Raw genomic sequence first — 14049 nt, forward strand, 5'->3', positions numbered from 1 at the left:
CCGATCTGTCTGGGAGTTGTCGTGATCGACGCTGCAAGCCGTATATTTGCCGACCGCCATGTCGGTCCGAACGCCGCGGAACTCGCGCGCATCCTCGAACTTGTCGGGGTCGATTCACTCGACGAACTGGCAACCAAGGCCGTTCCTTCCGCCATCCTCGACGCTGCACCGGACGGCATCGCTGCCGGACTCGACGCTCTTCCGCTGCCGGTCGGAGAGCACGAGGCACTCGCCGAACTGACCGCTCTCGCCGCCCAGAACACCGTCGCGACGTCGATGATCGGCCTCGGATACTTCGACACGTTGACGCCTCCGGTGTTGTTGCGCAACATCATCGAGAACCCGGCCTGGTACACCGCGTACACCCCGTACCAGCCGGAGATCAGCCAGGGCCGCCTCGAAGCCCTCCTCAACTTCCAGACCATGGTCGCCGATCTCTCCGGCATGGAATTGGCCAACTCGTCGATGCTCGACGAGGCCACCGCAGCCGCTGAAGCCATGACGCTCCTGCGCCGCGCGAACCGCAGCAAGTCCCCGCGATTCGTCGTCGACGCCGATCTGTACCCGCAGACCCTCGCCGTCATCGAGACTCGCGCCGAGCCGCTCGGCATCGAGATCGTCTCCGCAGACCTCACCGCTGGTCTTCCCGAAGGTGACTTCTTCGGCGTCATCGCCCAGATTCCCGGAGCCTCGGGACGGGTCGTCGACTACACCTCGATCATCGCGCAGGCTCACGAGCGCGGCGCACTGGTTGCCGTCGGCGCCGACCTCCTTGCGATGACGCTCATCACCTCGCCGGGCGAACTCGGTGCGGACGCGTGCTTCGGCACCACCCAGCGTTTCGGTGTTCCCATGGGGTACGGCGGACCGCACGCCGGTTACCTGGCCGTGCACTCCAAGCATGCGCGTCAGCTACCCGGCCGCTTGGTCGGTGTCTCGATCGACGCCGACGGAGACAAGGCATACCGCCTCGCGCTGCAGACACGTGAGCAGCACATTCGCCGCGAGAAGGCGACGTCCAACATCTGTACCGCTCAGGTGCTCCTCGCCATCCTCGCTGCGATGTACGCGAGCTACCACGGCGCCGAGGGGCTCAAGGCGATTGCGTTGCGCGTCGCTGCCCGCGCACACGCGTTGGCGAACGGCCTGCGCGAAGGCGGCGTGACCGTTGTCCACGATTCGTTCTTCGACACCGTGCTCGCTCAGGTTCCGGGCAAGGCGGCCGACGTTGTCGCTGCGGCCAAGGAATCCGGGATCAACCTGCGTCTGGTCGACGCCGATCACGTCGGCATCTCCTGCGACGAGGCCACCACCGCCGATCACGTTCTCGCAGTGCTCGACGCGTTCGGCATCGAAGACGCCGTTGTCGCCATCGAAGCAGAGGGCAACTCGGTCCCCGCTGCTCAGGAGCGCATCTCCGGCTACCTGCAGCACGAAGCCTTCACCCGTTACCGTACGGAAACGGCAATGCTCCGCTACCTGCGTGCGTTGTCCGACAAGGACATTGCGCTCGATCGCAGCATGATCCCGCTGGGTTCGTGCACCATGAAGCTCAACGCGACCGCCGAGATGGAATCCATCACCTGGCCCGCGTTCAACGCGATCCACCCGTTCGCGCCCACGTCGGATGCGCCCGGTCTGCTGAAGATCATCAAGGATCTCGAAGACTGGCTGGTCGCGGTCACCGGCTATGACAACGTGAGCCTCCAGCCCAACGCCGGCAGCCAGGGGGAGTATGCGGGCTTGCTCGCGATCCGCAACTACCACCTCAGTCGCGGCGACGATCACCGCGACACCTGCCTGATTCCCTCGAGTGCTCACGGCACCAACGCGGCGTCGGCCGTCATGGCCGGGATGCGCGTCGAGGTTGTCGCCTGCCGTCCCAACGGTGACGTCGACGTCGACGATCTGCGCGCGAAGATCGCCGATCACGCCGAGCGTCTCGCCGCGATCATGATCACCTACCCTTCAACACACGGTGTCTACGAGCACGAGATCTCCGACATCTGCGCAGCGGTACACGACGCCGGCGGCCAGGTGTACGTCGACGGCGCGAACCTCAACGCGCTTGTCGGCCTTGCTCGTCCGGGACGCTTCGGCGGCGACGTCAGCCACCTGAACCTGCACAAGACTTTCTGCATCCCGCACGGCGGCGGCGGACCCGGCGTCGGCCCGATCGGTGTGCGCTCACACCTGACGCCGTTCCTGCCCGGACACCCGATGGCCCCCGAACTCGGTGGTAGAGGCACGATCTCGGCAGCGCCGTACGGCAGTGCGTCCATCCTGCCCATCACCTGGACCTACATCCGGATGATGGGAGCTGCGGGCCTGCGCCGCGCCAGCCTGACCGCCATCGCGTCGGCAAACTACATCGCGCGTCGACTCGACGAGTACTTCCCGGTTCTCTACACCGGCGAGAACGGCATGGTCGCGCACGAGTGCATCCTCGATCTGCGCGGGTTGACCAAGGACACCGGCGTCACCGTCGACGACGTCGCAAAGCGTCTGGCCGACTACGGATTCCATGCCCCGACCATGAGCTTCCCCGTGGTCGGCACACTGATGGTCGAGCCCACCGAGAGCGAGAACCTCGAAGAGATCGACGAGTTCTGCGAAGCGATGATCGCCATTCGCGGCGAGATCGATCGCGTCGGTGCCGGCGAGTGGACGGTGGAGGACAACCCGCTTCGCGGTGCTCCCCACACCGCCGGAAGCATTGCAGCGCAGTGGGATCACCCGTACTCGCGTGAGATCGCAGTCTTCCCGCGTGGCAAGGCTCGCCCCAAGGTGTGGCCGTCCGTGCGTCGTATCGACGGTGCACACGGCGACCGCAACCTGGTCTGCTCCTGCCCGCCGATCGAAGCGTTCGCGGGCAACTAAGGCGTGTGCCCGCCGGAGATCATCACCTCTCGCGTACGAGTTCGAGAACGGTGATCTCCGGCGGTGCGCCGACGCGTACCGGAGGGCCCCAGGCCCCGGCGCCACGTGTCGTGTACAGCACGGTGTTTCCGACCTTGTCCAAACCTTGCACCGAAGGCTGCTGCAGCGGAACGAGATACCTCAACGGCCACATCTGACCGCCGTGAGTGTGCCCGGACAGTTGCAGATCGATACCCATCTCGGACGCCTCGATCGCTTGACGCGGTTCGTGCGCGAGAAGCAAGGCGAAAGTATTCGGATCGCGACCTGCGAGCGCGGCAGTCAGGTTCGGCTCGTACGGGACCGGCGACGTGTAGTCGTGGATGCCCACGATGTCGATGGTATCGCCGCCATGCTGGATCGAGGTGCGGCTGTTGCGAAGTGTGGTGATCCCCAATGTCTCCCACACGTCGAGCCATTTGCCGCCGTCGTCGGCGTAGAACTCGTGGTTTCCGCTGACTCCGAAGATTCCGTCGGGCGCCCGAAGATCGGCGAGCGGAGCAAGATCGGGAGCAACTTTCGCGACGGTTCCGTCCACGAGGTCGCCGCCGATCGCGATCAGATCGACATTCTGCGAGTTGACGATCTCGACCACCTTGCGGGTGAAGTCGACCCCGCGGGCCGGTCCCACGTGCAGGTCGGTGATCAAGGCGATCCGGTATCCGTTGAAGCCCTCAGGTAGGCGAGCGAGCGGCACGCGGACGCGGGAAATCTTGGGGCCCGACGCCTCGTAGACGCCGTAGCCGGCGGTGCCGATCGCCGCGAGAGTGACTGCTGCTGTAGCCAACTGCAACGTACGACGCTTGGCTGGGTCGACTTCGGTCGTGGTATCCGTGTGGCGTGCACGTAGTCGACCGATCCCGGCGAACAGGCCGATCACGAGCAGTCCGGGAATCAGATACAGCCACGAAGCCAACCAGACCCATCCGACAAATCCGATCGGTCGCGCCCACGATGTCGGAAAGACTTCGCCGCTGCCGACCCCGATGAGCGTCGAGACCGCCAAGACGACAAGCGCAGTGTCGGCGAGACGAGCCCATCGCCTCGGGATGCCGGTGGCGCGAACGAGTCGGCGATGCAGGAACCAGGTCAGAAGGGCGAGAAGGACTGCAAAAACCGCGACGCGCCCCATCAGGACAGCATCTTGGTCACTGCGGCCGCGAGAGCGGGGTCGGACGTCGAATCGACCCGAACCAATGTTCCGCCCGTCCGATCCGAGACGTCTTGGAGTGTGGAGACGTCGTCGCCCGCACCGACGACGATCACGTCGACCTGTACCGGACGCGCCGGATTGCCCGCAGCGGCGATCGCGCTGAGCAGTTCGGCTCGCGTCGTGGCGGATTCGTCAGGCGTACTCGAGGTGATCAGCAGCACCGAGTTGACTCGCCCCGCGTCGAAACCGTCCACGGCGGCTTTGTAGGAGCTGGCAAGCGCCGGGTACTTGGAGGTCTTTCCGCCGGCCCGAAGCCCGTTGAGGAAATCGGTGATCGTGGCACGCCGATTCGGCTCGGACAGTGAACCGCCCGGAACCAGGATGCGCTCGGACGGTTTTCCGTCGGTGCCCGTGCTGAACTCGCGAAGGCCGATGTCCGAAGCGTCAGGGCTGCGACCCAATTGGGTGTTCACCGCCGCGGCAATGTTCGCCAAGCGGGTAGTGCCACCGTCGTCGGTACCCATCGACACCGACGTGTCCATCAGGATGGTGGCACTACGCGGAGAGACCGGGTTGGCGACGATGTCACCGAGCATGGCTGCGGTTTCGGCCGAAGCCGGTTTCAACGTGGACGAGATCTTGGCCGGGGACACCGCACCGAGATCGGGAAGGTCTTGGCCCTCGACCCGGAAACCGGCGCCGACGAACAACTGTGACTGATTCGGCTCACGCATGAAGTCGGCAAACTGTGCCGCTGCGCGCGAAGCCGTTTCGTCGATCCCGCTGCCAGCGACGATGACCGCCGGATAGTCCGCGACGGGCGTTGCGCCGGTGGGTGAGTACGTCGTCATCGCAGCGTTCGCGCTCTGCGCTATCGACTGTTCCGTGGCCGGAACGGCTTTCACCGAATCCGGTGTTCCGGCGCTCAGTGCACCGAGGGCTTCGGCGGTGGACGTGGGGGGAGTCGGCAAGGATTGGAATTGCAACGCCCGCGCACTGAGTGCAGCGTTGACCTGGGCGGACTTCGCTTGATCCGTCGTGACCGGACCGGCGCCCGCATCGGCGACATCGGCAGCGATTGCCTGTGCAGCCATCGAAGTTTCGGTACTTCCGACCGGCAGGGCAACCGTCAGATCCGAAGGCAATGACTTCCAACTCGATGCTGCGCCGGCCAATGCTGTCGCGGTCTCGGGACCGGCTGCCAGAACGATCGGGGAACTCGCGAGCGAGCGAGGATCACCATTGATCACGGCCTTGCCCGCTAGCGGCGCGAGTTCGAACGAACTCGTCGGGATCCACAGGGAGGGACGCGGTCCCAATGCTGCGTCGTCCCATGGCGCCGCCGGACCGGCTTCGAGTGCCGTCGAGACCGACGCGGACGGCGCACCGTGCACCACAACGGCGATGCAGTGATCACGCACCACCGGCGAGGTCTGGGTGTACCGCTTCGCCAGTTCCTCGACCTGTGGGGCGATGGACGGATCCGCGGAGACGTCGAGCGTCTTGTTGCCCTCGACGCACGTGCCTGCTGCCTGCTGTCCCTGATCGTCGATCCGGTTGCTGAGGGCCTTCCATCCGAAGAAGCCTGCCACGATCAAGACGATCAGCACGACGACAAGAATCGGCCCCTTGCTGATACCTCTGGCGCCTGACCCGCCGCGATGTTCGCCCACGTACCTTGCCCTACCTTGGTCACTCGAAGAATGTCTGTTGAACGGACTGTGTCCTCGGCCAGTCTAGTGACGAATCTTCGGGGCCTACGCGAACAGCCTCGACACCGGGAGCGGTGCCGAGGCTGTTCGGGTTCAGCTTCGAGTTCGAAGAAGGTGAAATCAGGCGTTGGCAGCCTTGTACTCGCGGCGGCGGCGATGCAGGATCGGCTCCGTGTATCCGCTGGGCTGCTTCGCACCTTCCAGGATGAGTTCCTTGGCAGCCTGGAAAGCGATGTTGGAATCGAAATCAGGTGCCATGTTGCGGTACTCGGCGTCGCCCTCGTTCTGACGGTCGACAACCGGTGCCATGCGCTCGAGCGCAGTCACGACGTCGGTTTCGCTGACGATGCCGTGACGCAGCCAGTTGGCGAGCAGCTGGCTCGAGATGCGCAGCGTGGCGCGATCCTCCATGAGCGCGACATCGTGGATGTCGGGAACCTTGGAGCAGCCGACGCCCGCGTCGATCCAGCGGACGACGTAACCGAGGATGGACTGGCAGTTGTTGTCGAGCTCTTCCTTCTTCTCCGCGTCCGTCCAGTCGGTGCTGGGAGCGAGCGGGATGGTCAGGATGTCGTCGACGCTCGCGCGCGGCTTACCCTTCAGGCTGTCCTGAACAGCGAACACGTCGACGCGGTGGTAGTGCGTCGCGTGCAGCGTTGCGCCGGTCGGCGAAGGGACCCACGCGGTGTTTGCGCCGGCCTTGGGGTGGCCGATCTTCTGCTCGAGCATGTCCGCCATCAGCTCGGTCATGGCCCACATGCCCTTGCCGATCTGAGCCTTGCCCTGCAGGCCGCAGGCCAGTCCGGTGTCGACGTTCCAGTCCTCGTAGGCGCCGATCCACTTCTGCTTCTTCATCTCGGCCTTGCGCACCATCGCGCCGGCTTCCATGGAGGTGTGGATCTCGTCGCCGGTGCGGTCGAGGAAGCCGGTGTTGATGAACACGACGCGGTCGACGGCTTCCTTGATGCAGGCAGCGAGGTTGACCGTCGTACGACGCTCCTCGTCCATGATGCCGACCTTGAGGGTGTTCTCCGGAAGCCCGAGGACCTGCTCGACACGGCCGAACAGTTCGGTGGTGAAGGCAACTTCCTCGGGACCGTGCTGCTTGGGCTTGACGATGTAGATCGAGCCGGTGCGGCTGTTGTCGAGCGGGCCGTTGGCGTCACTGATCGAGAGGCCGTGGACTGCACAGGTGCTGGTGATCAAAGCGTCGAGAATGCCCTCGGGAACCTCGTTGCCGTCGGCGTCGAGGATCGCGGGGTTGGTCATGAGGTGACCGACGTTGCGGACGAACAGAAGTGAACGACCGTGCAGGCTGAGTTCGCTGCCGTCGACGGCGGTGTACTTACGGTCGCCGTTGAGCGTACGAGTGAAGGACTTGGCGCCCTTCTTGATCTCCTCGGAGAGGTCACCGCGGTTGAGGCCCAACCAGTTTCGGTAACCGACAACCTTGTCGTCGGCGTCGACAGCGGCGACCGAGTCCTCGAAGTCCATGATGGTGGTGACGGCGGATTCGAGAACGACGTCCTTGACGCCGGCTGCGTCGGTGCTGCCGATCGGTGAGGATGCGTCGATCTGGATCTCGGCGTGCAACCCGTTGTTGAGCAGCAGGATGCTCGTCGGTGCGTCCTTCCCGCCGAGGTAGCCGACGAACTTCTCCGGCTGGGCGAGCGTGGTGACAGTACCGTCTGCCAACGTGATCTTGAGTTCGCTGCCGTCGACAATGTACTTGGTTGAATCTGCATGCGATCCCGACGCGAGAGGTGCTGCCGCATCGAGGAATTCACGCGCCCAGGCGATGACCTTGTCGCCGCGGACCTTGTTGTAGCCGGAACCCTTCTCGGCGCCGTTCTCCTCGGAGATGGCGTTGGTGCCGTACAGCGCGTCGTACAACGAACCCCAGCGGGCGTTGGACGCGTTGAGTGCGAAGCGCGCGTTGAGGATCGGCACGACCAACTGCGGGCCGGCCGTGGAGGTGATCTCAGTGTCGACGTTCGTGGTGGTGACCGAGAACTCGGCAGGCGTCGGCAGGAGGTAGCCGATTTCCTGCAGGAACGCCTTGTATGCGGCAGCGTCGATGGGAGCGCCGGCATGATCGCGATGCCACTGATCGATCTGAGCCTGCAGATCGTCACGCTTGGCAAGCAAGTCGCGGTTCTTCGGTGCGAGCTCGGTGATGACCTTGTCGGCGCCGGCCCAGAACGTCTCGGCGTCTACACCGGTGCCGGGAAGAGCCTCCTCGACCACGAAGTCGTAGAGAACCTTGGCAACCTGAAGACTGCCGACCTGAACGCGCTCAGTCATGAATAGCCTCACTTTTCCGAAAGCGGAGCACCACATATGGATGCCATGAACCAACATCAATGTTACCTGGGAGTATTCCCACCGCTGTCCGCGCCCTGAGCTGCGATAATCGGGCGCGAAGAGCTGAAACGATCAAGTGAAATTCGTTCTGTCTAGAGTTTGCGCGCGGAAATCTCGAAACCGGCCTTGGTTAGACGCTCGACCAGGACGTCGCCGAGCGCTGTCGCGGGGGTCAGGACGCCGGTGGCCTGTGGGAGGTCCTTGTGGTCCTTCGCCAATGACAACGCAGATTCCCCGAGCATCACCGCCGTCGCGCTGTATCCCGGGTCGCCCTTCGCCTTCACTCGTGATGTGTATCGAGCGCCGGTCGTGGTCGTGGTGAACACGTCGAGCGTGAAATGACCCTTCTTCTGGGTGCTCTCGCTCGGGCCCTCTCCGGGAGCAGGCAATACCTTGTCAAGAAGGAAGCGCGTCGGGGGAAGGGCGAGTCCGGCGACCAGCGCACCGAGGCCGACCGCCACTCCGCCCGCGATCACCGGAGACACGACGGAAGAGCCGACGCTCATCACCTCGCTGTACTTGAACTTCTTGCCGTACGCCCACTCTCGGAGCGCATTGCTGCGACGGACGACTCGTGTGTTGTACGACGCCATCACGAACGGTGCCTTCCACCCCTTCACTGACGGATCGATCTTCTTGCCGTCGACCACGCTCACGTCGCTCTGGCGTCCGAGTTCGGGCTCCCGATCACGATCGGGGCTCAGCGAGTACGGCGAGGCGGCGAGTTTCCGCAGGCGCGCATCGTCTTTCGACACGTCGATCTGGTTGCGAAGCGAATCGATGGTGCCACCGCTCACGCCACCGCGCAGCGCGGTGACCACCAGGGTGGTGTCGGTGAGTTCGCCGGCGCCGTCGGCGGCGACCTTCTCGTGCAGTACGTGAACTCCGAGATCGGAAGGGATGGAATCGAATCCGCAGGAATGGACGATTTTGGCACCCGTCGACACGGCCAGGTCGTGGTTGGCGTCGATGCTTTCGCGGTGGAACAGCACCTCGCCGGTGAGGTCGACGTAATGAGTTCCGGCGGCAGCGCATTCGTGAACAAGAGCGTGGCCGTACTTGGCATACGGACCGACCGTGGTGGCGACGACCCGGGTCCGCTGGGCGAGTGCCGTCAGTGCGGTTGCGTCGTCGGCGTCGGCGATGATCAGGGGAAGATCGGCAGCGGCGGTACCTAGATCCGCGCGGGTGGCTGCCAACTTCTCGAGTGAGCGGCCGCCGAGGCCGATCTTCGTGCCTTCGGGCGCGTGTTTGACCAGGTAGTCGGCGAGCAGCTTTCCGACGAAGCCGCTCGCTCCGTAGACGATGATGTCGAGTTCTCGGGCGGGCGAGGTTCCAGTCATGGAGCCAGCCTACAAACGAGTACCGGAAAGTGATGTGACCGCGGTCACTCAGCGGGGAGGGGTTCCTTGACTACGAGGATCGGAGCCTCGACTTCGAGCAACAGGCGCTGCAGCGGGCGTTCGAGCAGGAACTTGCCGATGGGGGACATCCGGCGCGTTCCGACGATCAGGAGATCGACACCCGCGCCGTGCACCAGGTTGACGAGCGCGGTCACCGGATCGCCGTCGTGCTCGGTGGTGCGCAGATCCCACTTCGTCTCCGAGAATCCACCGGCGTCGAGCGCCGACTGAATCTCGCCGCGAAGAGCGGCCCGATCATCCTCGGTGTCTCCGAGGTTGACCGTGCCTCCGATGTTGACGTCGTCCAGGACGTGCAGAACCAGCAGTTCCTCGCTTCGACCCACGGATTCCCGTGCAGCGGCCACGATTGCGGCACGGCCTTCCGGGCTGTCCTTGTGTACGACGGCGATCGTCATGGTTCCTCCGAGTCGGTGAGCAGGTTCGCAGTCCATTATCGCCTGCAATGCTGTGCTCTACCTGAAATGAGCTACTCGACACGGGGGTTTGGGGGTGACGAGATCGCCACATCGGGGCGGCTAGGTGCTGCCTGTCACCACCGCGGCGGTGCCGCCCATCACCACGGCGAGGGTTTGAAGTCCTTGAGGAAGCAGCCGTGCAGGTCGACGCCCAGCTCGCCCTGAACGATGGGGTCGTAGACGCGGGCTGCACCGTCGACGAGGTCGAGTGGTGCGTGGAAACCTTCGTCGGCCAGCCGCATCTTGGTGAAGTGCGGGCGTTCGTCGGTGATCCAGCCGGTGTCGACGGCGGTCATGAGGATGCCGTCGTCGAGCATTTCCTTGGAGCTGGTGCGGGTCAACATGTTCAGTGCTGCCTTGGCCATGTTGGTGTGCGGGTGGCCAGGGCCCTTGTACGCGCGGCTGAACTGACCCTCCATGGCGGAAACGTTCACGACGTACTTGCGTCGCGCCGCGGCCGCGGCCATCGACGGGCGCAGGCGCGAAACGAGGATGAAGGGCGCCACCGAGTTGCAGAGCTGGACTTCGAGAAGCTCGATCGGATCGACCTCTTCGACGGTCTGAACCCAGCTGTTGGTGTGCGCGAGGTCGGGCAGCAGTCCGCCGGCGTCGATGGCGATGCCCTGCTCGATGCGATCGGGCGAAGCCGACTTGGCGACGAGAGCGAGCGAACTGACCGCGTCGGCCGAGAGATTTCCGGAGGTGATGCTCGCGACGTCCGACAGCGATCCAGCCAGAGCAGCGGGGTGAGCGTCGCTCGTCTTGCCGAAGGTCAGGACATCGGGCAGTTCACCGGCAGGCAGTGCGCCGGACTCGGCGTCCACCAAAGCGCCGTAAGCACCGGGGGAGCGTCGAACTGTTTGTGCGGCGTTGTTGATGAGAATGTCGAGCGGGCCCTGTGCGGCAACAGAATCCGCGAGCGCAACAACTTGGGCGGGGTCGCGGAGGTCGATGCCGACGATGCGCAGACGATGAATCCAGTCGTTGCTGTCCTCCATCGCCTTGAAGCGTCGGATCGCGTCGTTGGGGAATCGCGTCGTGATGGTCAGATGCGCACCGTCACGCAGCAGGCGCAACGCGATGTACATGCCGATCTTCGCGCGGCCTCCGGTCAGAAGTGCGCGTCGGCCGGTCAGATCAGTGCTGGCGTCACGTTTGCTGCGGCTGGTGGCAGCGCAATCGGGGCACAGTTGGTGGTAGAAGGCGTCGACTGCGGTGTAGCGCTGCTTGCAGATGTAGCACGGCCGCGCCTTGATGAGCGTGCCGGCGGAAGCGCCTGCGGTGTTCGACTTGATCGGAATGCCGGCGGTTTCGTCGTCGATGCGATCGGGTGAACCGGTGGCCGTCGCGGCGACCACTTGGCGGTCGGCTTCGTTGACGGCCGCGCGCGAAGCGAGGCGGCGCTTCTTCTTGAGTCGCTTGAACAGATGGCCGACAGCGCGCTGCATGGTGATCGAGTCGGGATGCTCGTCGTCGAGTTCGGCGGCTTCGGAAAGGACCTTCAAGCAGATTTCGAGTTCTGCGGGGTCGAGTCCGGTGAGTTCGGCTCGAGCAGATTCTGAATCGGCTGTTTCCAGCGAATCTGCCTGCAGTGCATCCGACTTCTTGGTGTCTGTATCCACTTCGAACTTCTGTTCCATCTCGATCGCCGCTCGCGCGGACTGTTCCCTGGTTCGGGAACTTCGCCAATTACGAGAAAAGCTCCGGTTCGATGAACCGGAGCTTTTCCTGTCTGTCTCAACACAGAGTGTCCGAGGGGGGACTTGAACCCCCACGTCCGTTAATAGGACACTAGCACCTCAAGCTAGCGCGTCTGCCATTCCGCCACTCGGACTCGGCCCCGATTTCTCGGTGCTGGGAAAGAGTATCCGATTAGCTCAGCTGCCCCAAATCGCCAGGTTGCGGGGCATTCCGGTCGCCCGCGTCGATTGATTCGATGGTAGGAAAGTGGAATGACCACAACCCCGATTAATCCGAATCCGAGCAGGGCCGAAGCAGAAGTAGTCGAACTGGTCAGTTCTCTCATCCGCTTCGACACCTCGAACACGGGAGAACTCGAAACCACCAAAGGCGAGCGTGCGTGCGCGGAGTGGGTTGCCGCGCAGCTTCAAGAAGTCGGTTACGAGACGGAATACGTCGAGTCCGGTGCACCTGGCCGCGGGAATGTCTTTGCTCGCTTGAAGGGAGCCGAGTCGGGTCGCGGCGCGCTGATGCTTCACGGTCACCTCGACGTCGTCCCGGCCGAGCCCGCCGACTGGAGCGTGCACCCCTTTGCCGGCACCGTCCAGGACGGTTACGTCTGGGGGCGCGGCGCCGTGGACATGAAGGACATGGTCGGGATGATCCTGGCCCTCGCCAGACAGTTCAAGGCGGAAGGCGTCGTACCGCCGCGTGATCTGGTGTTCGCCTTCGTGGCGGACGAGGAAGCCGGCGGAAAGTACGGATGCCAGTGGCTGGTCGAGCATCGCCCGGATCTGTTCGAGGGAGTGACCGAGGCCGTAGGTGAGGTCGGCGGCTTCTCGCTGACGGTTCCGCGACCTGACGGAACCGACCGCCGCCTCTACCTGGTGGAGACCGCGGAAAAAGGTCTCGGGTGGATGCGTCTGACTGCCAAGGGACGCGCCGGGCACGGCTCCTTCCTGCACGACGACAACGCGGTCGCCACACTCGCCGGCGCGGTCTCGAGGCTGGCTGCCCACCAGTTCCCGATCGTGATCTCCGATTCCGTCGCGGAGTTCCTGACCGCCGTCGGCGAAGAGACCGGATTGGACTTCGATCCGGGATCACCCGACATCGACGGGACCCTCGCGAAGCTGGGCACGATCGCCAACATCATCGGGGCGACGTTCCGTGACACCGCGAACCCGACGATGCTCAAGGCCGGTTACAAGGCGAACGTCATTCCGCAGACGGCCGAGGCGGTCTTCGACTGCCGTGTGTTGCCGGGCCGGCAGGCCGAATTCGAGCGAACGGTGGACCAACTGATCGGTCCCGACGTGACCCGCGAGTGGATCACCAAGCTGGACTCGTACGAGACGACGTTCGACGGCCACCTTGTCGACGCCATGAACGAGGCGATTCTCGCCCACGATCCGGAGGCTCGCACAGTTCCGTACATGCTCTCCGGTGGAACCGACGCGAAGGCATTCGCGAAACTCGGCATTCGCTGCTTCGGTTTCGCACCGTTGCAGTTGCCGCCCGAGCTGGATTTCAGCGCGCTGTTCCACGGCGTCGACGAGCGAGTTCCGGTGGACGCACTACTGTTCGGGACACGTGTTCTGGAACATTTCCTGCTCAATTCCTGACGAGCACGTGGATAGATCCGTGAGCTCGACTCACATCGAGCTCTCTTGTCACAGAAAGGATTCGCATGGCGCACGATCCGTACGAACCATTGCCGAAGTTGCCGAGTTTCGAGCTGACCAGTGACGACATCACTGCCGGCCAGCCGCTGAAGCTTGCTCAGGCCAGTGGTGCCTTCGGTGTTCCCGGTGGCGAAGACATCTCACCGCAGCTCTCGTGGTCGGGCTTTCCGACCGAGACGAAGAGCTTTGTCGTGACGGTGTTCGACCCGGACGCACCGACGGCGTCGGGATTCTGGCATTGGGCCGTGGCGAACATTCCGGCTTCCGTCACCGAACTTCCGGCCGGTGCAGGCGCGGCCGACAGCGGTGTCCTGCCCGCCGGAACCGTCACGCTCCGCCACGACGGCGGCGGGTTCGGTTTCATCGGTGCAGGCCCGCCTCCCGGACATGGTCCGCATCGCTACATCGTCGCGGTGCATGCCCTCGACGTGGAGACCCTCGACGGTGTCACTGCCGACTCGTCGCCGGCGTTCCTCGGTTTCAACGTGTTCCATCACGCGATTGCGCGTGCAACCCTGACCGGGACGTTCGAGGTCGAATAGTCACCCCGCTGTGGGGGGGGGGTTTAGGGGCGCCGGGGGAGGAAAGGCCCCGCCCGGTGATTGGGGGGGGGTGGGGGGGCCCCCGCCCCCGGGGGGGGAGTAAAAAAAAAAAAGG

9 protein-coding genes and 1 tRNA gene are annotated in these 14049 nt (G+C 64.2%); 3 read left to right on the forward strand and 7 right to left on the reverse strand.

Annotated features, from left to right (window positions below):
• Nucleotides 1–21: 21 nt before the first annotated feature.
• The gene (gene gcvP, locus ACFWAD_RS11995; protein ID WP_378543985.1) at nucleotides 22–2880 is read left to right on the forward strand and encodes an aminomethyl-transferring glycine dehydrogenase; all 2859 of its coding nucleotides are present in this window, start codon (nucleotides 22–24) and stop codon (nucleotides 2878–2880) included.
• Between the two features lie 22 nt (nucleotides 2881–2902).
• Here the strand turns inward: gcvP and ACFWAD_RS12000 are convergent, their stop codons facing one another.
• The 7 genes from ACFWAD_RS12000 to ACFWAD_RS12030 all read right to left on the reverse strand — a co-directional run bounded on the left by ACFWAD_RS12000 (nucleotide 2903) and on the right by ACFWAD_RS12030 (nucleotide 11861).
• Nucleotides 2903–4051, reverse strand: coding sequence for a metallophosphoesterase (locus ACFWAD_RS12000; RefSeq protein ID WP_378543988.1), 1149 nt, complete (start codon nucleotides 4049–4051; stop codon nucleotides 2903–2905).
• The gene (locus tag ACFWAD_RS12005; protein WP_378543991.1) at nucleotides 4051–5745 is read right to left on the reverse strand and encodes a hypothetical protein; all 1695 of its coding nucleotides are present in this window, start codon (nucleotides 5743–5745) and stop codon (nucleotides 4051–4053) included. The genes ACFWAD_RS12000 and ACFWAD_RS12005 overlap by 1 nt, the downstream gene beginning before the upstream one ends.
• 159 nt (nucleotides 5746–5904) lie before the next feature.
• The gene (locus ACFWAD_RS12010) at nucleotides 5905–8088 is read right to left on the reverse strand and encodes a malate synthase G (protein ID WP_378543994.1); all 2184 of its coding nucleotides are present in this window, start codon (nucleotides 8086–8088) and stop codon (nucleotides 5905–5907) included.
• A 152-nt stretch (nucleotides 8089–8240) separates the two neighbouring features.
• Nucleotides 8241–9491: a saccharopine dehydrogenase family protein gene (locus ACFWAD_RS12015; RefSeq protein ID WP_378543997.1), complete on the reverse strand. Its 1251-nt coding sequence runs from the start codon at nucleotides 9489–9491 to the stop codon at nucleotides 8241–8243.
• A 44-nt stretch (nucleotides 9492–9535) separates the two neighbouring features.
• Nucleotides 9536–9967 carry a universal stress protein gene (locus ACFWAD_RS12020; protein WP_083057579.1) on the reverse strand — a complete coding sequence of 144 codons (432 nt, stop codon included), beginning with the start codon at nucleotides 9965–9967 and terminating at the stop codon, nucleotides 9536–9538.
• A 158-nt stretch (nucleotides 9968–10125) separates the two neighbouring features.
• A complete protein-coding gene (locus ACFWAD_RS12025) occupies nucleotides 10126–11667 on the reverse strand; it encodes an SDR family NAD(P)-dependent oxidoreductase (protein WP_378544000.1) in 1542 nt (513 codons plus the stop codon).
• 108 nt (nucleotides 11668–11775) lie between these two features.
• Nucleotides 11776–11861, reverse strand: a tRNA-Leu gene (locus ACFWAD_RS12030).
• Between the two features lie 118 nt (nucleotides 11862–11979).
• Between ACFWAD_RS12030 and ACFWAD_RS12035 the strand changes: the two genes are divergently transcribed.
• Nucleotides 11980–13332, forward strand: a complete 1353-nt coding sequence (locus ACFWAD_RS12035) for a M20/M25/M40 family metallo-hydrolase (RefSeq protein WP_378532893.1) — start codon at nucleotides 11980–11982, stop codon at nucleotides 13330–13332.
• A 65-nt stretch (nucleotides 13333–13397) separates the two neighbouring features.
• Nucleotides 13398–13934 carry a YbhB/YbcL family Raf kinase inhibitor-like protein gene (locus ACFWAD_RS12040; protein ID WP_378544003.1) on the forward strand — a complete coding sequence of 179 codons (537 nt, stop codon included), beginning with the start codon at nucleotides 13398–13400 and terminating at the stop codon, nucleotides 13932–13934.
• Nucleotides 13935–14049 lie beyond the last annotated feature (115 nt).

The organism is Rhodococcus sp. NPDC059969, from assembly GCF_042738325.1.
In the GTDB taxonomy this organism is placed as follows: Bacteria; Actinomycetota; Actinomycetes; order Mycobacteriales; family Mycobacteriaceae; genus Rhodococcus_F.

Coding starts and splice junctions, on each gene's coding strand:
- ACFWAD_RS12020 (WP_083057579.1), bottom strand. CDS start 9,967: ATGACGATCGCCGTCGTACACAAGGACAGCCCGGAAGGCCGTGCCGCA.
- ACFWAD_RS12015 (WP_378543997.1), bottom strand. CDS start 9,491: ATGACTGGAACCTCGCCCGCCCGAGAACTCGACATCATCGTCTACGGA.
- ACFWAD_RS12040 (WP_378544003.1), top strand. CDS start 13,398: ATGGCGCACGATCCGTACGAACCATTGCCGAAGTTGCCGAGTTTCGAG.
- ACFWAD_RS12025 (WP_378544000.1), bottom strand. CDS start 11,667: ATGGAACAGAAGTTCGAAGTGGATACAGACACCAAGAAGTCGGATGCA.
- ACFWAD_RS12000 (WP_378543988.1), bottom strand. CDS start 4,051: ATGGGGCGCGTCGCGGTTTTTGCAGTCCTTCTCGCCCTTCTGACCTGG.
- ACFWAD_RS12035 (WP_378532893.1), top strand. CDS start 11,980: ATGACCACAACCCCGATTAATCCGAATCCGAGCAGGGCCGAAGCAGAA.
- ACFWAD_RS12010 (WP_378543994.1), bottom strand. CDS start 8,088: ATGACTGAGCGCGTTCAGGTCGGCAGTCTTCAGGTTGCCAAGGTTCTC.